Origin of the sequence: Intrasporangium sp., from assembly GCF_039812505.1 — a bacterium.
Lineage (GTDB): Bacteria > Actinomycetota > Actinomycetes > Actinomycetales > Dermatophilaceae > Intrasporangium_A.
In genome coordinates, this window is sequence record NZ_JBDIAQ010000001.1 from 1 (window position 1) to 25,328 (window position 25,328).

Genomic DNA, 25,328 nt, shown 5'->3' on the forward strand with positions numbered 1-25,328 from the left:
CGAGCTCGACGAGCCGCGGACCGAGGGCCAGCTGCTGGTGCGCGCGCTCGACCCTGCTTTGGTGTGGCTGGCCCACGAGCACGAGCCGTGGCGGCCCGGGTCCGGGGCTGCCCGACCCTGAGGGGCTCGGCTCCCTTCGCCAAGCCGGTCGTGCCGGTGGGTGGTGACCCGCGGCCGCCTTCGGTGCAGCGTGATCGCCGGGGGTCGCCGTTCCGCGAAGGTGGGGGTCGACCTCATTGTCGCCGGGGCCTGCGCGGCTCGCGTGCCGGGCCCTGTTGACGGGCGGCCGGCCGGCCCTGCTCGGAGTCGACTCGAACCGGCCCGGCCGTTGCAGGGCACACCGACAATCGGACCACGGCCCGATAGTGGGTGCCCCGCGACCCCTCGAACCCACCGACGACCGTCGTCAGGTCCGGACTGTGCGTGGTTTGCGTCGTCAACCACGGGGACTGTGCGTGGTTTGCATCGTCAGGGCGACACCAACCACGCACGACGCGGCGCCTGCCGGTGCTTGACCGGACCGCGGTCCGAAAGTGGGCGCCCAGGCGCTGCCGTGGGGTCGGCTCTCGGCCGGGCCAGGGTGTCGCGTGCGCGAGCGAGCCGGGAGCACCCGGCTCGCTGAGCGGCATACGGGCTGGCGTCAGGCGGCCGGCCCCGCGCCGAGGGTCACCGTGCCGTGGTGCGCGGTCCCGGTGGCGTCGACCCACCCGACGGACACCTGCTGTCCGGGCCGGCGCACGGTGAGGGCGGTCTCGACCTCGGGCTGGCTGGAGACCGCCTGGCCGCCGATCTCGGTGATCGTGTCACCGGGGGCGAGGCCGAGACGCGCCGCGGCCGTGTCGGGGATGACGCCCTGGATCGTGGTCGACTCACCCGGCAGCAGCTGGACGCCGAGGAAGGCCGGAACGCCCTGCTGGATCGTCGAGCTGGACACCCCGGCGACGATCTGGTCGGCGACCGCGACGGCGTGGTCGATCGGGATCGCGTAGCCGGCCACGGTGGCCCCGGTGCGCGGGTCGGTGGCGGCGGCGGTGTCCATGCCGACGACCTGGCCGGACGAGCTGAGCAGCGGCCCGCCGGAGTCACCGGGCTGGATGTCGGTGCTCGTCCGGATCAGTCCGGTGACCTGCTCGGCGTCGGTGCTGTCCTCGTCGGTGGCGGTGATCGACTGCCCGAGCGCCGTGACCTTGCCGGTGGCGGCCGCCGTGCCGGGGGCGTTGCTCGCGTTGCCGACCCCGGTGACCGACTGGCCGACGGCGACGGTGTCCGAGTCACCGAGCGGCGCGACGTTCAGGCCGCTGGCGCCCTTCAGCTGCAGGACCGCCACGTCGTTGGTCGGGCTGTCGCCGACGACGGTGGCGCCGTAGCGCCGGCCGGTGTTCAGGTCGACGGCAGTGATCGAGGTCGCTCCGTCGATGACGTGGTTGTTCGTCAGGACCCGGCCGTTGCTGGTGAGCACGATGCCGGTGCCGGCAGCCTCGGCCCGGCCGTAGTCGACCGTGGTCAGGATGTCGACGACCCCGACGGTCTGGGCGGCCGTGGCCTGCGTCGCGGGTTGCAGGGCGGGTGTCTCCGCGGCGGCGCCGTCGGACCCACCTGAGCCGCCGGCGCCACCGGACCCGTCGTAGCCGTACCGGCCACCCCAGCCGCCATACCCGTGGCCGGCGACCGACTGGCTGCCCGCGCCGGAGCCCCGGTACGAGCTGGCCGGTGCGGTCGAGCCGACGGCGGCCGTCGACGGCGCTGCGGCGTGGGCCTCGAGACCGGCGCCGGCAGCGGCGGCGAGAGCAGCCACCACTCCGAGCGCCGCGATACGGGTGAGTCGGCGAGGGTTCGAGTACGTCATGGCAAGTCCTGAAGATCAGCGGCACGTGGTTGTGCCATCTCCAGATCACGCCTGCAGGTGATCAGTGGACTACGGGCTGGTTGTGTGTTTGCTGTGCGATTCGTCTGCTTGGTGGAGCGAGCATGCCGGTTGTCCGGCGCCCCAGCAGGTATGCCGCTCACCCACCCACCGCGCACACGCGTGGTGCGTAGCATCGGAGGGTGGCCTACGACCGACCAGCCGAGAGCATCGCGCTGATCGACTCCCGCAGCCCCGTCAGGCTGCTGCGGCTGGGCCGACGGCGGCGGTTCGCCACGACGGGCGTCGACGTCGCCGACGACATTGCGGTCACGATGTTCGCGCGGGCGGACGGACGCCGCGTGCGCGCAGTCTTCCACGGCCACCTTCCGTCACCCACAGGAGGAACATGGCTGCCGAATCACGCCGTCAGGCGAGACGAGCCGACCTGCCACCCGAGGAGCGAGCCAAGCGCCTGCGCGAGAGCATCTACCTGGTGTTCGCGGCACTGTCCGTGAGCGTCGCGGTCCGCGCCCATGGACAGGTCGACCCGGCGCAGGCGATGACGACGCTCGGTGTGACGCTCGCCGGAACGGTGCTGGCGGTCTTCACCTCCGACGTCATCGCCCACCTCGTCACGCACGAACGGATGATTTCCCTCGTCGAGCTGGGCCACACCGTGTACTCGACGTTCGGCGCACTCAGCGCCGTCGTCCTGCCGTTCGTCTTTCTCACCATCGCCGCACTGACCGGCTGGGATGCCGACGCCGCGCTGCTCGCCTCGACGATCGCGATGGCCGCCTCGCTCGTGATCCTCGCAGCGACGGCGGTCCGACGCGTCCCCCTCACGTGGTGGCAGCGGGTGATCGCACTCGGGACCGAGGGCGTGCTGGGTCTGCTCGTCATCGGCCTGCAGGTCGTCGCCCACTCGTACACCCGGGCTCGGCTGGGAACCGACCAACTGGCGCACGGCCCCAGCGGCAGGCGACGTGGCGCCTCAGGACGAGTGGTCCGCAACGGCGGCGCAAGCGAGGGCCCGCGTGCAGCGTCTCGCCCCCAGCTCCCGACGTGGCCGAGGGCTTCCCTCACTGTCGGGCAGCGGCGAGTCCCCGCTGCTGCGCGTCCGCCTGCCCCGCGAACTCGACGAAGCTGTGACCGAGGCGGCCAGACGTGCTGGAGCCTCTCGTTCCGAATGGGTGCGGCGCGTCCTCGATGAGGCAGCCCATCGGGCGAGCTAGTGCCGTCACGGCTGCCGGTTGCCCTCGGCGCCGACTCGATGTGGTTTGCATCCGGTCCTCCTCGTCAGCCACCATCCAGGCGAGTCGGTCACAGTGGGTGTGGGCCTCCGATCCACCTGACGGGCTCACACGCGTTTGGTGTGGTGGGCCCACATCGCAATCTCCACCCGGTTGCGGACATCGAGCTTGGCCATCAGCGAGGCGACGTGGGTCTTGACCGTACTCAGGCTGATGAACAGCTCCGCGGCGATCTCGGCATTGGTACGGCCGCGGGCAACCAGCACCAGCACTTCCTCCTCGCGTTCGGTGAGCGGGTCGACAGGTTGGATCGGTGACCCTGGCGCGTGGTCGGCGAAGGTGGCCAGCAGCCGACGGGTGACGTTGGGGGCGATCAACGCGTCCCCGTTGGCCGCGGCGTGGATGGCCTGGACGAGCAGGTCCGGTCCGGCGTCCTTGAGCAGGAACCCGCGAGCACCGGCGCGCAGGGCACCAAGGATGTACTCGTCGAGATCGAAGGTCGTGATGACGACGACCGCGATCGGGTCCGCCACGTCCGGCCCGGCCAGGCGCCGGGTCACCTCCACGCCATCGAGTCCGGGCATCCGGATGTCCACGAGGAGGACATCGGGTCGCAGCCGGGTCGCCACGTCGAGCGCGCCCGGCCCGTCAGCGGCCTCCCCCACGACCTCGAGGTCGGGTTGCGCACCGAGGATCATGACGAGCCCGGTCCGGACGAGGTCCTGGTCGTCGGCCACGACGACGCGAATGCTCACGCCGGAGCCCCTGCTGGGAGGACGGCTTCGACCACCCAGCCGCCCTCGGGCCCCGGCCCGGCGCGGAGGGATCCGCCGAGGAGCTGGGCGCGTTCGGCCATCCCGGTCAAGCCGAACCCGGGCTCGGCACCCGGCCCCGGATGGGTCAGTCCATCATCGGCGATACGCAGCCGGACCACGTCGCCGGCACGGCGGACGTCGATGTCGACGCGGGTCGCGCTCCGCGCATGCCGCAAGGCGTTGGTCAGGGCCTCTTGGGCGAGCCGGTAGATCGCGGCATCCACGGGTCCGGGCAACCGCGTCACCGACCCGGCCACCGACACCTCGACGGCAGGGGTCGCGTCGGTGCGTGCCAGGCCGGACAGGTCCGCGACCCCCAACCGGGGCGAGTGGGCGCCCCAGTCGTCCTCACGGAGCACGCGCACCACGGCCCGCATCTCCGCCAGGGTCCGCGATGCCTCGGACTCGATCGCGGCGAGAATCTGGGCCGCCTGCTGAGGCTGCGTGCCGGCCACCACGCCGCCGGCCTGGGCCTGAACCGCGATGGCCGAGACATGGTGGGCCACGGTGTCGTGAAGCTCGCGCGCCAGTGCCAGCCGCTCCTGGTTGCGGATCTCGCTTCGTTGTCGACGCCAGAGGGCGGCGCGATATCGGAACACTGCCGCGAGGGCGACGAAGAGCAGCAGGAAGAGGCTGCCGTAGACGACCTCGGCCGCCCCTGCCGAGGAGACGTACATCCCCAGAGCGACGACCGCCGCCACGAGCGGCATACCGACTGTCATCTCCTGACCCGAGCCCCAGCGCGCGAGGGAGTAGAGCAGGACCAGGATCACCATCATCGAGAAGAGGCCGAGCTCGCCGCTCTGGGTCGAGTACTGCAGGACGGAGAGCAGCCCGGCGACGCCGAAGCCGACCAGGCAGGCAAGCAGCGGGTGACTCCGACGCCAGAAGAGGACGGGCATCAACGCCATGGCGAGCAGGGTGACAAAGGGCTGCCCGGCGAGGCCCGGACGGGCGATGCCCTCGACCAGCGCGGCGGCTTCGAACCCGCCGACGAGCAGCCAGTCGAGACGACCCACCGGCGGTGGGTCAGCGGGTCGCGGCTCGCGCCAGATGGAGCGCCATACGGCCATCACGGATTCAGCGTAGGGACGGACACTCAGCGGCGCACCCACCGAAAGGCCGACCCGATCGGCCGACCCTGGCTGTGGGGCAGGCCGGCCGATCGGATCGAGCGCATCTGCCTACCGTCCCATCGGGAGCTGCGACCGGTGAGGTGCGGCGGGGGCTGGGGTCGATGCCGGTGGCGTGCGGGGCCAGGTCCAGGCGGAACGCAGGATGAACGCGAGGAGGACCAGCTCGATCGTGAGGCCGAGACCGTAGTAGTACAGCCACTCCCCGCCGGCGAGGTTGAACGCCATGTAGGGGATCAGGAGGGTGGCCAGGACGAGGTTGGTGGCGCGGTTGGCTCGGGCGGGCAGTGTCATGGAGAGCAGGATCATGAGTGCCGGGATCGATGTGGCCGCGAGCGCACTGACCGCGAAGGTCTGGCTGATGTCGAACGTGAAGACCTTGCCGTTGAGGATGTCCTCGACCGCGCCCGGCTTGTAGAGGCCGAGGAGGTCGACGTAGACGTAGAGGAACATGAAGCTGGTCCAGGCTGCTGCGAGCCTCGTCTGGATGGGGACCTGCGGGTCCTTGAGCGGGGTGAGGGCCGCTGTCGGGGTGGTCATGTGGTGGCTCCTTCGACTCAGTCGGATGGTCGGTTCCACCACGATGGCTGGCCTCGTCCATGCGGGTCATCGGCCTGAGGGCTCGACCTGGCCCGCCCGAAGCACGGTCCGTGGGCCGTACTTTCGACCGATCTGTTCGCCGAGGACTTCAGCGCCGCCGTCGACTCCTGGGCACGGTGCCGTTCGTCGACCGGGAGCGCATCGGGGTCATCGGTATCTGCGGTTCCGGCGGTTCGCCCTCTCGGCCGCCTCGATCGACCCGCGCATCAAGGCCGTCGCGACGTCCGCGATGTTCGACATCAGCGGAGTGAACCGCGATGGGTGGGAGGGTGCCGGGACCGCCGAGGCCCGGGCCGCGCAGCTCGCCGACCTTGCCAAGCAGCGCTGGGCCGACGTCGACGGCGGCGAGCCGGCCCTGCAGCCGCAGTTTCCCGACACGGTGCCCGAGGGCCTCGACCCGATCACCGCGGAGTTCTTCGAGTACTACGTCAAGAGCAACGACCGCGGCCGGCATCCGCGTTCCATCGGGGCGTTCACCCTGACGAGCTTCCCCGCGCACATCAACTTCGGCGCGCTGCGGAACCTCGAGGACATCGCGCCCCGGCCCGCCCTCGTCGTCACCGGCGACCGGGCGCACTCGAAGTGGATGAGCGACGAGGTCGTGGCCAAGACCGACGGCGCCGCCGAGGAGGTCGTCGTCCCCGGCGCGCGGCACATCGACCTCTACGACGACACGGCCCTCATTCCCTTCGACCGACTCGAGGCGTTCTTCACCGAGCACCTCCGCTGACCGCGTGCACGAGAGCAGGAGGAGCACGACATGACCCACCGCCGCTCCGCCCGTGTCCTGGCCACCGCGGTCCTGGCCGTGCTGGCGGTCGCCGGCTGCACGACCGCGCCCGAGCCCGGCGGCGCCTCGTCGGCGCCGTCCTCGGCCACCAGCGCAACCTCGTCCTCAGCAGCTGGGTCGGTGGCCGACCTGCCGGTCGTCGCCGACCGGCTCGAGACGCCCTGGTCGGTCGCCTTCCTCGGGCAGACGCCATTCGTCTCCGAACGGGACTCCGGCCGGATCCTCGAGCTCGACGCGGCCGGCCGGAGCCGCGAGGTGGCCACGATCGTGGGCGTGTCCCCCCGCGGCGAGGCTGGCCTGCTCGGCATCGCGATCCGCGACAACCGCCTCTACGTCTACCCCAGCGCCGCCGACGAGAACCGGATCGATCGAGCGCTACCCGATCACCGGGTCGCCCGGCTCGTTCGGGCTGGGCCCCGCGCAGCGCCTGCTCGGCGGCATCCCGGCCGCGAGCTACCACGACGGCGGCCGGCTCGCCTTCGGCCCCGACGGCATGCTCTTTGCGGACGGTTGGGGACGCGGGCAACTCCAGCGCCGCCCGGGACCGCTCCGCGTTCTCGGGCAAGATCCTGCGGCTGACCCCCGACGGCGGTGTGCCGCAGGACAACCCGTTCCCTGGATCATTGGTCTACTGCTACGGGCACCGCAACCCGCAGGGGATCGCGTGGACACCGGACGGCACGATGTACGCCAGCGAGTTCGGGCAGAACATGTGGGATGAGCTCAACATCATCGAACCCGGACGCAACTACGGTTGGCTCGCCGTCGAGGGCCTCGCCCACCGCTCCGGCTTCACCGACCCGGTAGCCCAGTGGGCGCCTGCCGAGGCCAGCCCGAGCGGGATCGCCATCGTCGGTGGCACCGTCTACATCGCGAACCTGCGTGGCCAGCGGCTCATGGCGGTCCCGACCGCCGACCCCTCCGCGGCCACCTCCCGTTACGTCGGTGAGCTCGGCCGGATGCGCGACGCCGTCGTCGCGCCCGACGGGTCGCTGTGGATCGTCACCAGCAACACCGACGGTCGCGGCACGCCCGGCCCGCGCGACGACCGCATCCTGCGCCTCGACCCGCCGGCCTGACACTGCCTCGACCACGCAACCCCCATCACGACAGGACTACACATGATGCAAGGCGACGACGAGATCCTGCAGCGCTGCCTCGACGGCGGCTTTCACGACTTCACCCGCCCCTCCTTCCGGGTCATCGACCGGATCGTCGCGGAGAACGCCCGGATTCTCGCCGAGCTCAACACCGGCTACCACGACGGCCGGGCCGTGAGCGCGGCATACGAACGGCTCACCGGGCGGCCGCTGCCCGCCTCCGCATCGGTCGCGCTACCGTTCCGGTCCGACTTCGGCCGGCACATCTGGATCGGGGAGCGGGTCTTCGTCAACGCCGACTGCTTCTTCGTCGACCTCGGCGGGATCGTCCTCGAGGACGACGTCCTCATCGCCCCGCGCGTGACGATTCTGTCGGTCGACCACCCCGCCGACCCGGCCACGCGGCGCAGCGTCATCACCGCCGGGGTGCGGATCTGCCGGAAGGCGTGGATCGGTGCCGGCGCGACGATCGGCGCAGGCGTCACGGTCGGCGAGAATGCCATCGTTGCAGCGGGGGCGGTCGTCACCCATGACGTCGAGGCGAACACGGTCGTGGGCGGCATACCGGCCCGCTTCATCAAGGAGATCTGAGATACGAGGCCTCGTTATCGCACAGGGAGAGCCCCGACCGGAGGCTCCGGTCGGGGCCGCTCTCTGGACGGGCACCGTGGCATGCGCCCCGGGTGTCAGCCTCGCTCGATGGTGACCTGGAAGCCGTCGGGCTGCTGTGCGAGCCACGCCATGACGGCTGCGGCGATCCGCCCGATCCGCACGATGCCTTCGTAACGGCCGACATCCGTCGTGTAGAGCACGACCCGTGCGTTCGGGGCGTAGTAGCCCAGGTCGTCGATCTCGGGGTCGTCACCGGAGGGCCCCCCTCCATCTGCAACGGGCGGTCGAGGTCGGCCAGCTTCTCCTGACCGCCGTGGTTGCGGAAGCTGAGGGTCACCGGGAGCCGTGCCAGCAGGTCCCGGGCGGTCGAGGTGTCGTTGAGGCTGCCGTCGATGGTGCGGCCCCAGACTCGAAGCCGGATCGGAGTCGACCCGGTCATGGTGGCGGCGCTGTTGTCCGAGGCGGCGCCGGAGCCGGTGGTCGGCCCTGCCGTGGATAGTGTCGTCGACGAGGTCGATAGCCCTGCGTGCAGCCGGCGAGACCGAGGGCTGCGATACCGAGGGCGGCTGCCACCCGGATGTGACGAGGCGTCGTGGTCAACACATCTGAGGGCTCCTGTCGGATGGGTCGTGAGGAAGCACCTCACCGGTCTGATCTGCTTCCCTTCCACTCGACCGCACTCCACCAGCCCGGAACAGTCCCGCTCGCGAGGTGTACCAGCGGGGCGCCCGACCGGCGGGTTCCACGGCACCGTCCGACCCCCGAACGAGCCAGAGGGAGTGCGCGGTCCTCAATGAGCCATAGGCTTGCCGGCAGCCTGCGTCGCAGGACGAGTAGGGCGACGCCCGTGAAAGCGGCAGCGGCGGCCCAGACCGGGTCAGGGACGTTGTCCGAAGGTGTCTGGTGCCGCCACGGGCCAGTCCGCCGTCCCGCTCGAAGTGGTTGCGCTCAAAGGGGAAGAACGCCCCGTCGCGGTAGTAGGCGGCCGGGAAGGCGAAGGGGCAGCCGCGAGGGTGCCCAGGGCCCCACTGGCCCGCGGGGGCGACACGGCCTTGCAGGTGGTCCGGCGTCAGTTGCTGCGCCGCGGTCAGGGCGGCCAGAAACACCCAAGGCAGGGCGAAGCCGAGCACGATGGACCCGGCCCAGGTAGTGGGCAGCGTGGGCATGGTCCGCAGTGCGGTGCCGATGGTGAATGCTGCCAAGCCGGCCAGCGCCAGCGGCCCCAGTCCGAACCGGTTGATCACTCGGGAACTGGTCAAGCTGGCCAGGATCGAGCCGGCTCCGAGCAAGGCGCTGAACACACCCAGGTATGCCGGTGGCCGGCCGACAGCAGTGACCATGCTGAACTGGGCCGCGACTCCGAACCCGGAGATCGCCATGATGACCGCCGCGACGGCCACGATCACACGCAACCGTGGGGTGTCGCGGACGTGAGCGAATCCGGCCAGCAGCCCGACAGACCACCGTTTCCTGGGTGGTCGAGCCTGCTCGGGTGGTGATCGTAGGCGGCTGGTCGCGCCCGCCGCGATCAGGAAGGTCGCGGCGTCCAGCAGCGCGACCGCGCCGCCGCCGAGGGCGGTGAACAGGCCGGCACCGACCGGGGGCGCCAGCAGGCGCCCGGTCTCTTGCATGCCCAGCCGTCATCCGTTGACCTGCTGGCGTAGCGCCGTGGGAAATGTGTGCGTGAACAGCGCGGTCTCGGCCGGGCCGAGCAGCACCAGAGAGGTGCCGTAGGCGGTCATCGCCGTCAGGAGCAGCCAGATCTGGTCGCGGTCGCGCACCAGAACCAGCGTGCAGACCACGGCAGCGGTGCACAGGTTGAGCAGCACGATGAGCCGCTGTCGCGGCAGCCGGTCTACCAGGTAACCGGCCAGCGGCCCCAGTAGCGACGGCAGGTAGATGCATGCCATGACCAGGCTCGCGACCGCGCTGCTGCCGGTCAGCGATTTCGCCCAAGTGGGTTATCCATTTGACTGCCGGGTCGTTGGCGCCTCAGGGGAACTGGGCTACTCGAGCGTGGTCGTAGCGCGCCAGGGGCGGTCTGCGGGCGGGCCGGCGAGGCTGCTGGGCCGGGAACGGGGGCCGGACACGCCGGTCGGCTTGGTCTTCTTCGGGCTCGGGTTGGCCACGAGCTGCCTGTAGGTCAACGGTGGCGCCGCGGCCGCGTACTGCAGCAGCCGGTAGAAGAGCATGCCCCGGGCGCGTGAGTGTCGCCGGTTGAAGCGGAAGGTGAACTCGTCCAGGTAGGACTGCAGGTGCGCCGGGTCGACGCGGCCCTGGTGGGTGCCCAGTAGCCAGCGCTTGGCCAGCGCGGCGACGCGGTGCACCGCCGGTAGCAGCTCGTTGGCCTGCTGGCCCGATCCCGCGACCGGGTGCGGTTCGTGCACGAACCAGTCCCGGCACGCCGGACGGTAGGACGGCCACCCGTCGGTGACCACAGTTGCGCCGGGTTCGACTGTCGCTACGAGGAACTCGTGCAGCGAGGCCGCTTCCGCGTTGGGGATGACGCTCATCCGGGCCCGCCCGTACCCGCGCGGCTCGCGCAGCTCGACCGCGATCGCCACCAGGCTCTTGCCCAGCGCGCCTCGTCCGCGCGGGCCGGGCTGCTCGCCGCCGATGAACGTCTCATCGACCTCGACCCGGCCGGTGAGTACCTCTCGGCCGGGCCTGACCATCGCTGTGCGGTACCGATGCAGCATCGTCCACGCCGTCTGGTACGAGCCAAGCCCAAGCAGTTTCTGCATCGTCAGCGCCGAGACCCCACCCGGGTCAGCGGTCATGTACCACCCGGCCGCGAACCAGACCGTCAACGGTGTGCGAGTGTCCTGAAAGATCGTGCCCGCCGTCCGTGAGACCCGCTTGTCACAGCGGCCGCAGCGCCACACCCGACCCCGAGCGACCCTCGTCCCGGCTCGCGCACAGCGCGGACACACCGGACCGGCAGGCCAGCGCAGCCAGTCCAAGTAGTCCATGCACGCCTCATCGTCGGGGAACCACGCCCTCAACTCCGCATAAGACCCCGGGTAGTGCACACCACGCGACGGCACGTCCACAGGCTACCCAAGACCCGGCAGCCAAATGGATAACCCACTCGCCCAAATGCCGGCAACCAGGCTCAGCGCACTGTCGCCGACCAGGGAAAACCCCAGCCCGGTCAGATACCAGCGGGCATTGCGCCGGTCGGCTGCCGTCGCGGTGTTCGCCGGGTCGGTCATCGCCGGCCTTCCATGCGAGGAACGAGGTCGGCTCACTGAACCTCACCGCACCAGCCAATGGCAACACGAGTCAAGAAAGTTGAGTCGATCAGACGCAAATGCCATGACAGGTTCGCACCGGATTGCCCGCATCCGCGCGGTGCAGAGAGCGCCCGCTGCATCCCGCCGGACCCGTCATGCTGGCTGGGCTCCGATGTCACGTCCGGAAGCGGGTCCCGCACCGGCACGGCTCCGCGTGCCCATCGGTACGCGGAGCGTGCCGATCCTTGGACGGGCTTACGCCTCGTTCCGAGGCCTCCGAGCCTCATCTGGCCAAGGCGACCATGTAGGGGCCAGCCCTTGGGGCGACACTCATCGTCGAGGCAGACGACACACCAACGCGAATCGACGCTGCGAGAACGCGAGGTCTGAGCACGAATGGTGAAGCCGCAGCAACGGGCCAGCGTAGGCATCAGGGGTGAAGTCGTCGGGAACTTCCCACGGCACCATACGCAGGTACGACACCAGAGTTGCGACGTCGTCGAACCACATGGTGCCCTGCCAGTCGTGCGCCTCGACGACTTCAAGCCCCGCGGTCTCGGCGTCCTCACGGAACCGGTCCAAGGTCACATGTACGTAGGCGTTCTCGCTGCCGAACAGAGCGTGCGTCTGCTCGAAATCGCGACCATCGACTTGTTGAGTCACGAACCGGCCCCCAGGGCGCAGCACGCGGGCGATCTCGCTGGCGACGTAGGCCTCGTGGCCGTCGAGCACGACGTCGAATCGGCCGTCGGCAAACGGCAAAGGCGGATCGGGTCCTTCTGCGTCGTAGTGGACGACCTCGATTCCACGGGGTGCGAGCGCGTCCTTCGCCAATGGCAGATTGGGCGCCCAACCTTCGGTGGCGACGGTGTCATTGGGGAGCGCGTCTGCGAGGCCGAGGAGCACTTCTCCACCGCCCGTGCCGATGTCGAGGGCTGATCGCGCCCCACACAGCGCCGCCCGCGCGAGGTCCGGGTAGGACCACGGCAGTTCGTCCGCGGTTATGGAGTCGCCGAAGACCTCGAAGCTCCAGCCCGTGGTCGGCTCGGCGAAGCGGGTGCGCCATGATCTCAGCAGGGTCGCGTCGTCCACGTCAGGATCCAAACACAACGCAGGCCACCGCCTCGTGTTCCGGACCACGAGGGTTGGCTATCGGCGTGCCGCTTGTCGAAGGTCCACCGGGACGAGTCCCGCACCAGGGCCTGGACCGGCTCGAGCTGATCAGGTTCCTGCAGGTCGCCCAGACGATCACCGTCCACCATGGCGCTCTCGCCTACCTCCTCGGGATCAACGCCCTGCGCGCCTCCGAGGCCGCCGTGCGGATCGAGGACTACGCCGACACCCTGCGCGGGTACCGGGTGCTGCACCTGGTCGGTAAGGGCAACAAGCCGGCCACGATGCCGGTGACTGTCCCGGTGCTGCGCGCGCTGGAAGCCTGCCGCGGCGAGCGGTCCAGCGGGCCCCTGATCCTGCGGCCGCTCTCCGGTCGGCCAGTCGACCGACGCGACGTCTACCGGATGGTCGCCCGGATCGCTAAGACCGCCGGCATCCCGCGGCACATCAGCCCGCACTCGCTGCGGCATGCCGCGATCACCAACGCCCTGGACGCCGGGGTTCCGCTGCGGGACGCACAAATCCTTGCCCGACACGCCGACCCCCGAACCACCGAGCACTACGACCGAGCCCGCGGCAACCTCGACCGACACGGCGTCCACTTCCTCACCGCCTACGTCGCGGGCATCTGAACCCTGGCGCACAACTGCGTCGACACCGCCCACTGTGGGGAAGGGTCATGGCAACGTCGACCGCACGGCGTGCACTTCCTCAGCGCTACATCGTCGGAGTCTGAGCGGTCCGCGGAAGAAAGAGAATGTACTACATCGTCGCACGAGGACGTACACTGATGGCGTGGGCGAACAGATCCAGTGGGACCTCGATGCCATCGCCTACATCCTCGCCCGCGGAGAACGGTACCCCGACGGCGTGGGCATCGAGCCGGACTGGACCCAGGAGGTCATGGCCGATGTCGATCTCTTGGCCCTCGAACCAGACCCCAAGTCGCGGATGGGCGCCTCCCGGTTCATCGGCCACTCACCATCAGCCCAGCGAGTCATCGTCGTGATCGCCTACCGCGACCTCGATGGCGACCTCCACGGCATCAACGCCTGGCCCGCGACTGGGGCCGACATGAACATGTACCAGCAAGGAGACGACCATGGCCAAGAAGATTGACCCAGCACTGGCTGAACGGCTCCGCCGCGAGTCCGAAACGACCAAGGAGGCCGCCTACCCCGCGGGCGCGACTGGTCGACGTCCGAACCGCGAAAAGGTCTACTCCGTCCGCCTCAGCGCCGAAGAGGAGGCCGACGTCCAACGAGTCGCGGCCGCCAAGCACCTACCAGCCTCAACCCTCGTCCGGTCCTGGATTCTCGAACGACTAGACAACGAACGCTCGGCCTGACCCGCCCCACTCCGCCGCCAATGACGTGTCAATACGCGACCGCCATGAAGCCGTCCCGGTCGCGGGATCCTGCACTACTGGTCACGCTCCGCGTGACGATCCGCTTGCGGACGGCTCGTCGTGCGACTCTCGTCCGTCCGCGCGTGTCGGCGCTGGAGGCTACGGTCTCTGTCACACCGAGCAGAGAGGCGACGAGTGTGGCGGATCAGGACCTGATCATGAAGCGAGTGGGCGAAGGGATCGAACTCAGTCAGCGCGGCGATCGGGAAGCCGCCCGCGGCTTGTTCGCCGAGGTGTGGGAGGAGATCGGCGGCGAACGCGGTGATCCCTTCCACCGATGCGCGCTGGCCCACTGTATGGCCGATGTCCAAGACGACGTACAGGACGAGCTGCTGTGGGACCGTCGGGCGCTGGAGGCAGCTGACATGGTCAGCGACGAGCGAGCCGCAGCCGCAGGGGTGAGTTCAGTGGAGGGGTTCTACCCCTCGCTGTACTTGAACCTGGGTGAGTGCTACCGCAAGCTCGGCGACTACGACCAGGCACGCCAGCACCTGGCTGCGGGGCGAGCGGCTGTCGACATGCTGCCGGACGACGGTTATGGCCGCATGATCAGGGGCGGGCTGCAGCGGCTCGAAGAGCGCCTTTGTGAGCCCGATCAACCGGCTGATGCCGAGGAGTTCCGCCCCAGTTGACCATCCCCAATCGGTGACTCGAAGGCGTGGCGGTCAGCACGGCAATCGTGGAGGGGTGTGCTCTTGCCCGACACGATTCGGGCAAGGGGCTGCGGCCTTCGGCGCAGGCGTACTGGTGCGCATGGATGCTCTCTCTTCCCGGACCGTGCTTGGGTCGTCGGTGCACGGTCGGCTAGACCGGGCGGCCGGCGGGACCCATCGGTCATGGAGGCGTGGTACCGTTCCTGCCGGGTGGCGGCCTGACGGTCGATGAGATCATCGTGTTGCCACCCGGTCTGGCTTGGCCTGTCTTGGCGGGCGACGCCTCAGGATGCGGTTCAGACCGGCACAGGCTCCACTTCGGCGCCCATGGGCGCGGCCGGAGTGGGGAGACATGACTCCGCGGCGGCCGGTGGCCGGCATAAGCGGACGTTTAGAAAGAGCCGCTGAGAATAATGTTCCGTTTATGTTACATAGGCGGCCCAGCCAGGGTCGACCTGATGCAGCAGGGCTCGAGTTTGGCGCCACCACCTCAGAACCCACTCGCCATGTTCGTGAACCGGCTGTAGTGGCCCTGGAACGCCACCGTGATCGTGTCGGTCGGGCCGTTGCGGTGCTTCGCCACGATCAGGTCGGCCTCGCCCTCCCGGGGTGAGTCCTTCTCGTAGGCCGCCTCGCGGTGCAGCAGGATCACCATGTCCGCGTCCTGCTCGATGGAGTTGTGCACGGTGACGCCGTTCGCGATGAAGTTGTGGGTGCCGAGCACGGTCGCGTCGTAGACCTGCTCGACGCCGTCCGGCTCGATCGCGACCACCTCGTCCCACAGGACGTCGTTGGCCGCCTCCAGGTCGAGCTCGAGGCTGTCGAACAGCTCTGCAATCCGTTCCAGGTCGAGGCCCGCCTCACCTCCGACCAGGTCCGCCTCGAGGTCCTCGGGGCGCACCGTGACCCGGCCCCGGCCCTCGGACGCGGCCCCCGCCTGCGGGGCCCCCACCTGCGAGGCCTCCGGCCCGGAGCGCTCCCGCACGATCCGCAGCAGCGACTCCGCGGCGGCCGAGCGCCCGGAGTGCACCGCGATCTCCTGCAGGAAACGGCGCTGGTCGTCGACCCCGGCCACGTCCAGCGACCAGCCGGCCCCGCACCCCCCACGCAGCACCGTCGAGATCCCGAAGCGCAGCAGCAGGCGCGACACGTCCTCCAGCAGCCGGCGCGAGGCGTGCCGCAGCACGACCCGCCCCTCACGCGAAGCCTCGTCGACGGCGATCTCCCCGTCGAGCGCCCACAGCGCGTCGAGCAGCAGCGCGATCTGCCGCTTCGGGAAGGAGGCGATATCGGGCATGAGGGACCGCTGCGCCATCGGCACCACGTCGAAGCCGATCGTGCAGCCGAGCCGCTCGAGCCGACGGCCGGGCCGGTCCTTCGTCCGCGACGAGAGGAGCTGCGCACCGGTGCGCAGGTCGCGGTCCTCCAGCACCTGCTCGAACTCCTCCGGCGCCGGGACATGCCGCGGCACCGCCACCCGCTCCCCCGCGCGCAGCTCGCCGAGCGGCGCCCAGCCGGCCACCGTCAGGAACGGGTGGTTGTCGGTCGCGCGGACCTGCTTGCCCGACGCGAGGGTGAGCCGGAACACCGAACGCACCCCCGTCGGGAACACCGCGGTCATCGGGCGCATGACGTGCCGCAGCGACTCGTCCAGGCCCCACACCGGCACCTCGTGCCCGGGGTGGCGCTCGAACTCGTCGAGCAGCTCGCGGATCGACATCTCCGCGCCGGTGTCGGCCCGCAGGATCCGCGTCTCACCGGTCAGGCACCCCGACTCGCGCAGGTCGCTCATCTGCGGCTTCTTGTCGGTGCGCTGCTCCGGGCCGCGGTTGAGCTGCGAGATCGCGATGACCGGCACCTCGAGCTCCTTGGCCAGCAGCTTGAGCGCCCGGGAGAACTCCGAGACCTCCTGCTGGCGCGACTCGACCCGCTTACCCGACGACATGAGCTGCAGGTAGTCGATGACGACCAGCTTGAGGTTGCTGCGCTGCTTGAGTCGGCGGCACTTGGCCCGGATCTCCATCAGCGACATGTTCGGCGAGTCGTCGATGAACAACGGCGCGTCCGACACCCGCGCCATCGTCGAGGCCAGGCGGGTCCAGTCCTCCTCACGCATCGTGCCCTTGCGCATGTGCTGCAGCTGGATGCCGGCCTCGGCCGACAGCAGCCGCATGGTGATCTCGGTGCGGCTCATCTCGAGCGAGAACACCACCGAGGCCAGCTTGTGCTTGATCGCCGCGGTGCGCGCCACGTCGAGGCCGAGCGTCGAGTTGTGCGTGGGCACCAGCGACTCGCCCGCCAGGTACAGGTGGTCCGCGGCGGCCACCTCGATGCAACGGACCGGCACCGAGCCGCAGGGCGTGACAGACTCGACCTTCCACTGCGCCGGGCCGACCCGACGCACGCCCCGGCCGGGCGCCCGCTCGATCGTCACGACGCGACCCCGCTGGGCGGCATACCGGGCCTGGGCGGTGGTCACCACGCGTGTGGGGCCGCCGTCGAGCGAGACGGCCCACTGGTGCTGCTCGTCGGCGACGATGACCGCCCCGTCGGACAGCTCGACCCGGCAGCACGGGCGCCCGTGCATCACGTCGGTCGCCGCGACGACCCGGGTCGGCCGGCCGTCGCCGCCCAGGACGAGCTCGCCCACGGCGACCGAGCCCATCGTCGTCCAGCCCCCGGGGATGGGCAGCGGCGTGTCGAGCGCGAGGGCCTTGCCCATCGCCGGGCGCGCGGCCAGCACGATCATCTGGCCCGGGTGCAGCCCGTTGGTCAGCGAGTCGAGGTCGGTGAACCCGGTGGGCACGCCGGTCATCTCGCCCGACCGTCCGGTCGCCACCTCGATCTCGTCGACGGTGGCCTCGATCAGCTCGCCGATGGCGTGGTAGTCCTCGCCGCCGCGCGTGTCGGACACGGAGTAGACCTCGGCCTGGGCCGCGTTGACGATGTCCTCGACGTCGCCGCCGCCCTGCGCGTAGCCGAGCTGCACGATCCGGGTGCCGGCCTCGACCAGCCGGCGCAGCACCGCCCGCTCGGCCACGATCTGCGCGTAGTAGCCCGCGTTGGCCGCGGTCGGCACCGAGGCGATGAGCTGGTGCAGGTAGGCCTGCCCGCCGATGCGCGTCAGGTCGCCGCGCTTGGTCAGCTCGTCGGAGACGGTGATTGCGTCGGCCGGCTCGCCGCGGCCGTACAGGTCGAGGATCGCGTCGTAGACGACCTCGTGCGCCGGGCGGTAGAAGTCGGTGCCCTTGAGCACCTCGACACAGTCGGCGATCGCGTCCTTCGACAGGAGCATGCCGCCCAGCACCGACTGCTCGGCACCGACGTCCTGCGGGGGGAGCCGGTCGTCCGGGGGTCCGTCGCCGCGCGCCGACCCGGCGAACGCACTCGTGCTCAGCTCGTCGAGCGACACAGATCCCCCTCGCAGATGTGACAACGGCCCCTGACTCCCCCACTCCAGCACCGACCGGTGACAGTGGCCCGGCGGGGGCGGCCCTCACGCTAGGACCGGGCTGCTCGGGGTGGCAATTCGGCCTGTGGACAAGGTGTGGAAAGTTCGTCCGACACGCCGTCAACAGCTGTGGAGAAGGTGTGTGCACAACTGTGGGTTGTGGCCCAGGTCACACCGGTTTGTGCTCAGCAACCTGCAAGAACGATGTCCACTGCCTGTGGACCGAAATCTCTCGGGGGCTGTGCGTTGTCCACAGGGGCATGACCCGGAACCTGCTCCCGCACGTTCCTGCCGACGGTTCCGTATGCCGCCCACCTCCTCCCGCTCGGCCCGCACGACGTGCTTTCCGCGGGTTGGACGCGTCGGCGGCTCCGCACCTCGCGGTTCTGCCCGGCCCGGTCAGGTCCGCCCCGGGCGGTGCCGAGCCGGCCGCGCGGGCCGGGGTCTCGCCGGGTTGCCTGCAGGCGGTGCGCAGCGGCCCGATCCGGTGCGCCCGGGCCCGGTCTACCGTGGTCGCATGTGCCGGAACATCCGCCAGCTGCACAACTTCGAGCCTCCCGCGACCAGCGAGGAGGTGCGTGCGGCGGCGCTCCAGTACGTCCGCAAGGTCAGCGGCAGCGCCAGGCCCAGCCGGGCCAACCAGCCGGCCTTCGACGAGGCCGTCGAGGCGGTCGCGCACGCCACCGCGCACCTGCTGGAGCACCTGACCACCAGCGCCCCGCCGAGGAACCGCGAGGTCGAGGCGGCCCGGGCCCGCGAGCGCAGCCGGCTCCGCTTCGGCACCGCCTGACGGCGGCCCGGTACACCCGGTCCGGGCCAGGTCAGGTCGTGAGCGCGAGGTCGAGGACCACCCACAGGCCCAACGCGCCGAGCAGCAGCGTCGCCGCGGTCACCACGAGCACCTCGGACAGGGCCAGCGGCACCGGGGCGTGCGGGAAGCGCGGTGCGATCTGCCGGGTCCGCCGCCGGGTCCCGAGCAGGATGTAGCCCGCGCTGACGCAGGCGATCGCGACCATCGCCAGCACCACCACGCCGAAGCGGTCCACGAAGCGCATCAGCAGCAGCGACCCGGCCAGGAAGCTGACCATCGTGCGCTGCCAGGCCAGCTCGGTGCGCTCCGGCTGCAGACCCGGGTCGTCGCGGTCGTGCCAGACCGAGCCCTTCATCGCCACAGGGTGAAGACGATGACCAGCACGAGCGCCGCCGCCAGCGCCCCGCCGACGGCCAGCAGCGGCACGAGCACGGGGAACGGCAGCGGGGTCTTCTCCCGCATCGCCCGCTCCACCCGCAGCCAGCGCAGCCCGGCGCCGACGCTGACCAGAAGGCCCAGCACGAGCAGCCCGATGACGAACACGGTCCGCAGCGGGGTGACCAGCGTGTCGGCCAGGAAGCCCTCGATCGCGATCCCGCCGGCGATCAGCGCCATCCCGGTGCGGATCCAGGCCAGGAAGGTGCGCTCGTTGGCCAGCGTGAACCGCGGGTCCGGCTCGGCGCCGCCGGGCAGCAGCCACCGCGCCAGCCGGCTGCGCGGCACCTCGTGCGCGTCACCGGTCATGTCGGCAGGCTAGGGGATCGAGGGTGCCGGGCGCGGGACGCCCACCACCCCCGGCCCGCTGCCCGGCCCCGCCCCGCCCTACCGGGGCCGTGGGGCGCGGAGGCGACACGGCGGCATACCGGTGGCGCGACGAGACCGCCCACCCTGCCCGTGCCCGCGTCGGGGCCACGCGCTACCTTGTGCACCGTGACCGGCGCGAACGAGGCCTTCGTCGCGGCCGTGCAGGCCGCGCTCACGCAGCGCGCCGACCCGGTGCGCGCGGTCGGGCAGCAGCGCTACATGAAGTCCGCGATGCCCTACCACGGCCTGACGAGCCCGGAGCTCAAGCGCGCCCTCACGCCCGTGCTGCGCGAGGTGGCCATGGGCTCGCCAGAGGAGTGGCTCGCCACGATCGAGGCCCTCTGGTCGCGGGCCACCCACCGCGAGCAGTGGTATGCCGCTCTCGCCCTCGCGCGGCACCGCCCCTACCGCGGCTGGCTCGGTGCCGAGGGAATGGCCCTGTGGGAGCGGCTGATCCGCGAGGGAGCCTGGTGGGACGTCGTGGACGACATCGCCACGCACCTGGTGCGTGACACGCTGCTCGCGACGCCCGGTGCCGAGTCCGACCGGATCCGCAGCTGGGCACGCAGCGACTCGGTGTGGGTGCGCCGCGCAGCGATCCTCTGCCAGGTCGGGGCCGGCGCGCGGCTCGACGAGGACCTGCTCGCCGACGTCATCGCACCGAACGTCGCAGACCCGGAGTTCTTCGTCCGCAAGGCGATCGGCTGGGCGCTGCGGGACCACGCCCGGGTCGCGCCGGGATGGGTGCTGCGCTTCGTCCACCGGCACCCCGGCCTGTCCCAGCTGTCCCGGCGGGAGGCGCTCAAGCGCGTCGGTGCGCCTGCGTGACGAGCGACCACCGGCGCGAGATCCTCCGCCTCGCGGTACCGGCGTTCCTCGCGCTGGTGGCCGAGCCGCTCTTCCTGCTGGCCGACTCCGCGATCGTGGGCCACCTCGGCACGGCCGAGCTGGCCGGGCTCGGCATCGCCAGCACCGCGCTGCTGACCGCCTCCGGGGTGTTCGTCTTCCTGGCCTACGGGACGACCAGCGTCGTCGCGCGTCACCTCGGCGCCGGCGACCGGCGCGCGGCGGTGGCGGCCGGTGTCGACGGTTGCTGGCTCGCGGTCGGGCTCGGCGTGCCGACCGCGAGCGCCGTCGCGGTGTGGGCCGAGCCGATCTGCGCGCTCTTCGGTGCCGGTCCCGAGGTGCTGGCCCAGGCGGCCACGTACCTGCGGGTGTCCGCGCCCGGGCTGCCGGGGATGCTCGTCGTGCTCGCCGTGACCGGCGTGCTGCGCGGGCTGCAGGACACCACGACACCGCTGGCCGTGTCGGTCCTCGGCTTCGGCGCGAACGTCGTCCTCAACATCGGGCTGGTCTACGGGCTCGGCTGGGGCATCGCCGGCTCGGCCTGGGGGACGGTGATCGCCCAGACCGGGATGGCGGCCGCGCTCGCGCTCGTGCTGGTGCGCCAGGCCCGGGTGCTGCGGGCCCCGCTCGGACCGCACCCGGGCCGGGTGCTGGCCGCGGCCCGCACCGGGGCGCCACTGCTGGTGCGCACCCTCGCGCTGCGGGCCACCCTGCTGCTGACCACCTGGGTCGCTGCCTCGATGGGCGAGGTGACCCTGGCCGCCCACCAGGTCGCCATGACGTGCTGGTCGTTCCTCGCCTTCGCCCTCGACGCCCTGGCCATCGCGGCCCAGGCGATCACCGGGCGCGCCCTCGGGGCCGGCGACCGCGGGGCCGTCCGGACCGCCATGGGCACCATGGTCCGCTGGGGCGTCTGGGGCGGGCTGGGACTCGGCCTGCTCGTCGTGGCCGGGCACAGCGTCATACCGGCGCTGTTCACCCCGGAGCCCGACGTCCGGACCGCGCTGGCCGCGGCCCTGGTCGTCGTCGGGCTCGGGCAGGCGGTGTCGGGCTACGTGTTCGTGCTCGACGGCGTGCTGATCGGCGCCGGCGACGGCACCTGGCTGGCCTGGGGCTACGTCGTGGCGCTGGTCGGGTACCTGCCGATCGTGCTGTGGGTGCGCGCGGCCGGCTCCACCGGCTCGCCCCGGCACGACGTCGTGATCCTCTGGGTCGCGTTCACCGCGCTGATGGCGCTGCGGGCCGTCGTGCTCGGCTGGCGGGCGCGGCAGGACGGCTGGATGCGCCTCGGCGCCTGAGCCCGGCCGCACCACGACTGTGAGGTATCCCAAGCGGTCCCGGGCCCGCCGAGGCGGGTGAATCGTGATGGGATTGTGGGGCATGGTCGGAGACGGTCCGAGAGGAGCGCGACGTGACACCATACGACCTGGTCACGATGGGACGGGTGGGCGTCGACCTCTACCCACAGCAGCACGACGTGCCACTCGAGGTAGTCCGGACCTTCGAACGCTTCCTCGGCGGGAGCGCGGCCAACGTCTCGGTGGCGGCAGCCCGGTACGGGCGTCGCGTCGCCCTCATCAGCCGGGTGGGTGACGACGCCTTCGGCCGGTTCATCCGCTCGGAGCTGCTCCGGCTCGACGTCGACACCGAGTTCCTCACCACGGTGGAGGACCCCACCCCCACCTCGCTGACGTTCTGCGAGATCTACCGGCCCGACCACTTCCCGCTCGTCTTCTACCGCTACCCGACGGCACCGGACCTCCTGATCCAGCCGGGATCCCTGCCGCTGGAGGCGATCCGTGCGGCCCGCGTCTTCTGGGCGACCGGCACCGGGCTCTCGCAGGAGCCGAGCCGGTCCGCGCAGCACGCCGCCTGGGACGCACGCGGTCGGGCGCAGTGGACCATCCTCGACCTGGACTACCGCGAGCCGTTCTGGTCCTCCCCGGCCGCCGCCGCCGAGCAGCTCCAGGGGGCCCTGCCGAAGGTGACCACGGTCGTGGGGACCGCCGCGGAGTGCGCGATGGTCACCGGCAAGGCCGACGCGTGGGCCGCGGCCGAGGCCCTGTTCGCGCACGGTCTCGAACTGGTCATCGTCAAACGGGGTCGGCTCGGGGTGCTGGCGATGTCGCGCGAGGCACAGGTCGAGGTGCCCGCCTTCCCGACCGAGGTGGTCAGCGGGCTCGGCTCGTCGGACGCCTTCGGCGGGGCGCTCGTGCACGGTCTGCTCAGCGGCTGGGACCTGCGCCGGATGCTGAGCTTCGCGAGCATCGCCGGGGCGATCGTCGCCTCGCGGGCCGAGGCCTCCACGGCCATGCCGACGGCGGCCGAGGTCGACCGGCTCCTGGACGACGTGGGCCTGCAGGACGAGTTCTCCTGACCCTGCCGGGCCGAGCGTGACCCGGGCCGGAAGGGGAGCGTGACCTGGACCCGGAGGGGAGTTCGCGGGAGATCCTCGACACCTGCTCCGCTACGGGGAGCAGGGGGCCCGCTGCTCCACTGCGGGGAGCAGGGGGCCCGCTGCTCCACTGTGGGGAGCAGGGGGTGAGGGTCCTGCCACGGGCGCCGCGTGCGGCTCGCGAACGAGTCACCGGACCAGCCAGGGCGCGGCCGGGGCGCAGCGACGGGCTCAGGCAGTGGCCGGCGCGGCAGCGGCACGGGCCTGGCACCGGAGCTTGGTCCGGAAACGCAAGAACCCGCCCCTGCTGGCCACGTCGCCGAACTCGACCAGCAGGAGCGGGTGCCCTTGGACTCGATGACCCGACAGGGGGAGGTTGGCCACCGAGTCATTCAGGAGCAACTCACATGACCGACTATGGCGTCCGAACCTTAAGGGAACCTGAACGTGCCCTGTCAGTTTCCCCGCCCCGGTCGGGCTCGGCCCGGCGCAGCACCTCGGCCTGCACCCCCGTGCCCGGCGCTCGGCCGCGCCCACGGCAACAAGGCCCGGTCAGCACGGAACCGGGCCTCGTGGCTGTCGCCGCTCAGGCAGGCACGACCTCGAACCGGACCGTCGCCGCGACCTCCGGGTGCAGGCGCACGGTCGCCTCGTAGGAGCCGACCGTCTTGATCGCGTGCGTCACCTCGATCTTGCGCCGGTCGAGCTCGGGACCACCGGCCGCCTTGACGGCCGTCGCGATGTCGGCGCTCGAGATCGCGCCGAAGAGGCGACCGGAGGCACCGGCCTTGGCCGCCACCTGGACGGGCTGCGCCTCGAGGCGGCCCTTGACGTCCTTGGCGGTGTCGAGGTCGCGGATGGCACGAGCCGCACGCCCCTTGATCAGGGCATCGACCTGCTTCTGGCCGCCCTTGGTCCACGGCGTGGCCAGGGCGCGCGGGAGCAGGTAGTTGCGGCCGTAGCCGTCCTTGACCTCCACGACGTCGCCGGCGGCACCGAGACCGGTGACCTCCTGGGTCAGAATCAACTTCATCGCTGCTTCTCCTTGCTTCGTCCCGAGCCGGCTCAGCGCGCCGAGCTCGAGTAGGGCAGCAGGGCCATCTCGCGGGCGTTCTTGACGGCCGTGGCGATGAGGCGCTGCTCCTGGACCGACACCCCGGTCACCCGACGGGCCCGGATCTTGCCGCGGTCCGAGATGAACTTGCGCAGCAGCGCGGTGTCCTTGTAGTCGATGTTCTCGACCTTCGCCGCCTTGAGCGGGTTGGCCTTCTTCTTGGGTTTGCGAATGGCGGGCTTGGCCATCGTGGTGCTCTCCTTCGGTTGAGAGCCCGGGGCCGGTCACCCCGGGATGGATCGGTACGTATCGGTATGCCACTCACGACGTGAGCGGCGCACCCGGCGAGGTCTCCGGCCGGGCGTGCGGTGCGGCTAGAACGGTGGCTCGTCGTAGTTGGGGGCGTTGCTGCCCCAGCCGCCCTGCTGGCCGCCGGCCGTCTGGCCGGCTCCCTGCTGGCCACCGCCGGGCTGGCCCGAGCTCGCGGCACCCGGCTGGCCCCAGCCGCCGCCCTGCTGCTTGCCGCCCCAGCCACCGCCGGAGTCGGACCGGCCTGCGCCGGCCCAAGGGTCGTCACCGCCGCCCTGCTGCTGGCCGCTCCAGCCGCCGCCCTGCTGCTGCGCGCCGCCGCCGTAACCACCGCCACCGCCACGCTGGGTGCGGTTGACCTTGGCGGTGGCGCTGCGCAGGGATGGGCCGATCTCGTCGACCTCCAGCTCGATGACGGTGCGCTTCTCGCCCTCCTTGGTCTCGTACGACCGGGACTTCAGGCGGCCGGAGGCGATCACCCGCATGCCCTTCTGGAGTGACTCAGCCACGTTCTCGGCCGCGTCACGCCAGATCGAGCATCGCAGGAACAGCGTCTCGCCGTCCTTCCACTCGTTGTTGTTCCGGTCGAACATGCGCGGGGTGGACGCGACGGTGAAGTTGGCCACTGCGGCACCCGAGGGCGTGAACCGCAGCTCGGGGTCGGCGGTCAGGTTGCCGATGATGGTGATGACGGTGTCGCCTGCCATGCGGGGCTCCGTTTCAGTCCTTCGATGGGTGTAGCAGCTGGCTCACGGTGGATCAGGCGCCGGGCCGCAGCAGCTTGGTGCGCATGACCGACTCGCTGAGGTTCAACTGCCGGTCGAGCTCCTGCGCAGTGGCCGGCTCGGCGGTGAAGTTGACCACGGCATAGATGCCCTCGGACTTCTTCTTGATGTCGTAGGCCAGCCGACGGCGGCCCCAGATGTCGACGTTGTCGACGGTGCCGCCCTCCTTCTTGACCACGGCGAGGAACCTGTCGACCGTCGTGCCGACGGTGCGCTCCTCGGTCTCCGGGTCGAGGATGACCATTAGCTCGTACTGACGCATGCTTCCAACCCACCTCCTCTGGTCTCGGCGGTCGCGGGTCTTTCCCGTGACA

At 70.9% G+C, this 25,328-nt stretch carries 26 protein-coding genes and 2 pseudogenes; 13 read left to right on the forward strand and 15 right to left on the reverse strand.

The genetic code is table 11. The features are described 5' to 3' along the window. Positions 1 to 640: 640 nt before the first annotated feature. Complete coding sequence (locus WMI84_RS00005) at positions 641 to 1,846, reverse strand: trypsin-like peptidase domain-containing protein (protein WP_347349936.1); 1,206 nt, start codon at positions 1,844 to 1,846, stop codon at positions 641 to 643. Positions 1,847 to 2,252: 406 nt separating this feature from the next. Here WMI84_RS00005 and WMI84_RS00010 point away from each other — a divergent pair, with 406 nt between their 5' ends. Further along, positions 2,253 to 3,059 (forward strand): hypothetical protein, encoded by an 807-nt coding sequence (locus tag WMI84_RS00010; RefSeq protein WP_347349937.1) that lies wholly within the window; start codon positions 2,253 to 2,255, stop codon positions 3,057 to 3,059. Between the two features lie 147 nt (positions 3,060 to 3,206). Here WMI84_RS00010 and WMI84_RS00015 read toward each other — a convergent pair whose 3' ends face one another. From WMI84_RS00015 to WMI84_RS00025, 3 genes are all read right to left on the reverse strand, one after another. Next, the gene (locus WMI84_RS00015) at positions 3,207 to 3,854 is read right to left on the reverse strand and encodes a response regulator transcription factor (RefSeq protein ID WP_347349938.1); all 648 of its coding nucleotides are present in this window, start codon (positions 3,852 to 3,854) and stop codon (positions 3,207 to 3,209) included. Beyond that, a complete protein-coding gene (locus WMI84_RS00020; RefSeq protein ID WP_347350003.1) occupies positions 3,851 to 4,987 on the reverse strand; it encodes a histidine kinase in 1,137 nt (378 codons plus the stop codon). Before WMI84_RS00020 ends, WMI84_RS00015 begins: the two co-directional genes overlap by 4 nt. A 111-nt stretch (positions 4,988 to 5,098) precedes the next feature. Continuing rightward, a complete protein-coding gene (locus WMI84_RS00025; protein ID WP_347349939.1) occupies positions 5,099 to 5,587 on the reverse strand; it encodes a DUF6326 family protein in 489 nt (162 codons plus the stop codon). Between the two features lie 307 nt (positions 5,588 to 5,894). On the opposite strand from WMI84_RS00025, the gene WMI84_RS00030 reads away from it, so the two are divergent. Genes WMI84_RS00030 through WMI84_RS00045 form a run of 4 tightly spaced genes read left to right on the forward strand, consistent with a single transcriptional unit; the run spans position 5,895 to position 8,128 of the window. Next, complete coding sequence (locus WMI84_RS00030; RefSeq protein ID WP_347349940.1) at positions 5,895 to 6,377, forward strand: alpha/beta hydrolase; 483 nt, start codon at positions 5,895 to 5,897, stop codon at positions 6,375 to 6,377. Between the two features lie 30 nt (positions 6,378 to 6,407). After that, on the forward strand, positions 6,408 to 7,016 hold the full coding sequence (locus tag WMI84_RS00035) for a PQQ-dependent sugar dehydrogenase (protein WP_347349941.1): 609 nt from the start codon (positions 6,408 to 6,410) through the stop codon (positions 7,014 to 7,016). Continuing rightward, entirely contained in the window at positions 6,938 to 7,516 is a 579-nt protein-coding gene (locus WMI84_RS00040; protein ID WP_347349942.1) for a PQQ-dependent sugar dehydrogenase, read from the forward strand. Before WMI84_RS00035 ends, WMI84_RS00040 begins: the two co-directional genes overlap by 79 nt. 42 nt (positions 7,517 to 7,558) lie before the next feature. After that, positions 7,559 to 8,128 (forward strand): DapH/DapD/GlmU-related protein, encoded by a 570-nt coding sequence (locus tag WMI84_RS00045; protein WP_347349943.1) that lies wholly within the window; start codon positions 7,559 to 7,561, stop codon positions 8,126 to 8,128. A 95-nt stretch (positions 8,129 to 8,223) separates the two neighbouring features. Here the strand turns inward: WMI84_RS00045 and WMI84_RS00050 are convergent, their stop codons facing one another. The 4 genes and pseudogenes from WMI84_RS00050 to WMI84_RS00065 form a co-directional block, all read right to left on the reverse strand. Then, a complete protein-coding gene (locus WMI84_RS00050; protein ID WP_347350004.1) occupies positions 8,224 to 8,667 on the reverse strand; it encodes a cyclophilin-like fold protein in 444 nt (147 codons plus the stop codon). A gap of 78 nt (positions 8,668 to 8,745) precedes the next feature. Beyond that, positions 8,746 to 10,095: pseudogene (locus WMI84_RS00055) on the reverse strand (MFS transporter); the annotation flags it as partial. A gap of 180 nt (positions 10,096 to 10,275) precedes the next feature. Next, positions 10,276 to 11,202: pseudogene (locus WMI84_RS00060) on the reverse strand (IS1595 family transposase); the annotation flags it as partial. 513 nt (positions 11,203 to 11,715) lie between these two features. Beyond that, entirely contained in the window at positions 11,716 to 12,477 is a 762-nt protein-coding gene (locus WMI84_RS00065; protein ID WP_347349944.1) for a class I SAM-dependent methyltransferase, read from the reverse strand. A gap of 65 nt (positions 12,478 to 12,542) precedes the next feature. Here WMI84_RS00065 and WMI84_RS00070 point away from each other — a divergent pair, with 65 nt between their 5' ends. The 4 genes from WMI84_RS00070 (at position 12,543) to WMI84_RS00085 (ending at position 14,538) form a co-directional block, all read left to right on the forward strand. After that, positions 12,543 to 13,130 carry a tyrosine-type recombinase/integrase gene (locus tag WMI84_RS00070; protein WP_347349945.1) on the forward strand — a complete coding sequence of 196 codons (588 nt, stop codon included), beginning with the start codon at positions 12,543 to 12,545 and terminating at the stop codon, positions 13,128 to 13,130. 163 nt (positions 13,131 to 13,293) lie between these two features. Then, positions 13,294 to 13,617 (forward strand): hypothetical protein, encoded by a 324-nt coding sequence (locus WMI84_RS00075; RefSeq protein WP_347349946.1) that lies wholly within the window; start codon positions 13,294 to 13,296, stop codon positions 13,615 to 13,617. Next, positions 13,601 to 13,846, forward strand: coding sequence for a DUF6290 family protein (locus WMI84_RS00080; RefSeq protein ID WP_347349947.1), 246 nt, complete (start codon positions 13,601 to 13,603; stop codon positions 13,844 to 13,846). Before WMI84_RS00075 ends, WMI84_RS00080 begins: the two co-directional genes overlap by 17 nt. 197 nt (positions 13,847 to 14,043) lie before the next feature. Next, positions 14,044 to 14,538, forward strand: coding sequence for a tetratricopeptide repeat protein (locus tag WMI84_RS00085; RefSeq protein WP_347349948.1), 495 nt, complete (start codon positions 14,044 to 14,046; stop codon positions 14,536 to 14,538). A 511-nt stretch (positions 14,539 to 15,049) separates the two neighbouring features. Here the strand turns inward: WMI84_RS00085 and dnaB are convergent. Continuing rightward, positions 15,050 to 17,971 carry a replicative DNA helicase gene (gene dnaB / locus WMI84_RS00090; protein WP_347349949.1) on the reverse strand — a complete coding sequence of 974 codons (2,922 nt, stop codon included), beginning with the start codon at positions 17,969 to 17,971 and terminating at the stop codon, positions 15,050 to 15,052. A 556-nt stretch (positions 17,972 to 18,527) separates the two neighbouring features. On the opposite strand from dnaB, the gene WMI84_RS00095 reads away from it, so the two are divergent. Continuing rightward, the gene (locus WMI84_RS00095; protein WP_347349950.1) at positions 18,528 to 18,800 is read left to right on the forward strand and encodes a DUF2277 domain-containing protein; all 273 of its coding nucleotides are present in this window, start codon (positions 18,528 to 18,530) and stop codon (positions 18,798 to 18,800) included. Between the two features lie 31 nt (positions 18,801 to 18,831). Here the strand turns inward: WMI84_RS00095 and WMI84_RS00100 are convergent, their stop codons facing one another. Continuing rightward, on the reverse strand, positions 18,832 to 19,176 hold the full coding sequence (locus WMI84_RS00100; RefSeq protein WP_347349951.1) for a DUF202 domain-containing protein: 345 nt from the start codon (positions 19,174 to 19,176) through the stop codon (positions 18,832 to 18,834). Next, positions 19,173 to 19,565 carry a DUF202 domain-containing protein gene (locus WMI84_RS00105; RefSeq protein ID WP_347349952.1) on the reverse strand — a complete coding sequence of 131 codons (393 nt, stop codon included), beginning with the start codon at positions 19,563 to 19,565 and terminating at the stop codon, positions 19,173 to 19,175. Before WMI84_RS00105 ends, WMI84_RS00100 begins: the two co-directional genes overlap by 4 nt. A 186-nt stretch (positions 19,566 to 19,751) precedes the next feature. On the opposite strand from WMI84_RS00105, the gene WMI84_RS00110 reads away from it, so the two are divergent. The 3 genes from WMI84_RS00110 to iolC all read left to right on the forward strand — a co-directional run bounded on the left by WMI84_RS00110 (position 19,752) and on the right by iolC (position 22,848). Further along, positions 19,752 to 20,453: a DNA alkylation repair protein gene (locus WMI84_RS00110; RefSeq protein WP_347349953.1), complete on the forward strand. Its 702-nt coding sequence runs from the start codon at positions 19,752 to 19,754 to the stop codon at positions 20,451 to 20,453. Then, complete coding sequence (locus tag WMI84_RS00115) at positions 20,450 to 21,769, forward strand: MATE family efflux transporter (RefSeq protein WP_347349954.1); 1,320 nt, start codon at positions 20,450 to 20,452, stop codon at positions 21,767 to 21,769. The genes WMI84_RS00110 and WMI84_RS00115 overlap by 4 nt, the downstream gene beginning before the upstream one ends. Before the next feature lie 113 nt (positions 21,770 to 21,882). Continuing rightward, positions 21,883 to 22,848 (forward strand): 5-dehydro-2-deoxygluconokinase, encoded by a 966-nt coding sequence (gene iolC, locus WMI84_RS00120; RefSeq protein ID WP_347349955.1) that lies wholly within the window; start codon positions 21,883 to 21,885, stop codon positions 22,846 to 22,848. 604 nt (positions 22,849 to 23,452) lie between these two features. On the opposite strand, the gene rplI is transcribed toward iolC, so the two are convergent. From rplI to rpsF, 4 genes are all read right to left on the reverse strand, one after another. Beyond that, positions 23,453 to 23,899 carry a 50S ribosomal protein L9 gene (gene rplI / locus WMI84_RS00125; protein WP_347349956.1) on the reverse strand — a complete coding sequence of 149 codons (447 nt, stop codon included), beginning with the start codon at positions 23,897 to 23,899 and terminating at the stop codon, positions 23,453 to 23,455. Between the two features lie 32 nt (positions 23,900 to 23,931). Beyond that, positions 23,932 to 24,168 carry a 30S ribosomal protein S18 gene (gene rpsR, locus WMI84_RS00130; RefSeq protein ID WP_034722198.1) on the reverse strand — a complete coding sequence of 79 codons (237 nt, stop codon included), beginning with the start codon at positions 24,166 to 24,168 and terminating at the stop codon, positions 23,932 to 23,934. A gap of 126 nt (positions 24,169 to 24,294) precedes the next feature. Then, complete coding sequence (locus WMI84_RS00135) at positions 24,295 to 24,936, reverse strand: single-stranded DNA-binding protein (RefSeq protein ID WP_347349957.1); 642 nt, start codon at positions 24,934 to 24,936, stop codon at positions 24,295 to 24,297. Positions 24,937 to 24,988: 52 nt separating this feature from the next. Next, on the reverse strand, positions 24,989 to 25,276 hold the full coding sequence (gene rpsF, locus WMI84_RS00140) for a 30S ribosomal protein S6 (protein WP_347349958.1): 288 nt from the start codon (positions 25,274 to 25,276) through the stop codon (positions 24,989 to 24,991). Positions 25,277 to 25,328: the final 52 nt, after the last annotated feature.

Coding starts and splice junctions, on each gene's coding strand:
- WMI84_RS00005 (WP_347349936.1), bottom strand. CDS start 1,846: ATGACGTACTCGAACCCTCGCCGACTCACCCGTATCGCGGCGCTCGGA.
- WMI84_RS00010 (WP_347349937.1), top strand. CDS start 2,253: ATGGCTGCCGAATCACGCCGTCAGGCGAGACGAGCCGACCTGCCACCC.
- WMI84_RS00020 (WP_347350003.1), bottom strand. CDS start 4,987: ATGGCCGTATGGCGCTCCATCTGGCGCGAGCCGCGACCCGCTGACCCA.
- WMI84_RS00025 (WP_347349939.1), bottom strand. CDS start 5,587: ATGACCACCCCGACAGCGGCCCTCACCCCGCTCAAGGACCCGCAGGTC.
- WMI84_RS00035 (WP_347349941.1), top strand. CDS start 6,408: ATGACCCACCGCCGCTCCGCCCGTGTCCTGGCCACCGCGGTCCTGGCC.
- WMI84_RS00045 (WP_347349943.1), top strand. CDS start 7,559: ATGATGCAAGGCGACGACGAGATCCTGCAGCGCTGCCTCGACGGCGGC.
- WMI84_RS00080 (WP_347349947.1), top strand. CDS start 13,601: ATGGCCAAGAAGATTGACCCAGCACTGGCTGAACGGCTCCGCCGCGAG.
- WMI84_RS00095 (WP_347349950.1), top strand. CDS start 18,528: ATGTGCCGGAACATCCGCCAGCTGCACAACTTCGAGCCTCCCGCGACC.
- WMI84_RS00100 (WP_347349951.1), bottom strand. CDS start 19,176: ATGAAGGGCTCGGTCTGGCACGACCGCGACGACCCGGGTCTGCAGCCG.
- WMI84_RS00105 (WP_347349952.1), bottom strand. CDS start 19,565: ATGACCGGTGACGCGCACGAGGTGCCGCGCAGCCGGCTGGCGCGGTGG.
- rplI (WP_347349956.1), bottom strand. CDS start 23,899: ATGAAGTTGATTCTGACCCAGGAGGTCACCGGTCTCGGTGCCGCCGGC.
- rpsR (WP_034722198.1), bottom strand. CDS start 24,168: ATGGCCAAGCCCGCCATTCGCAAACCCAAGAAGAAGGCCAACCCGCTC.
- WMI84_RS00135 (WP_347349957.1), bottom strand. CDS start 24,936: ATGGCAGGCGACACCGTCATCACCATCATCGGCAACCTGACCGCCGAC.
- rpsF (WP_347349958.1), bottom strand. CDS start 25,276: ATGCGTCAGTACGAGCTAATGGTCATCCTCGACCCGGAGACCGAGGAG.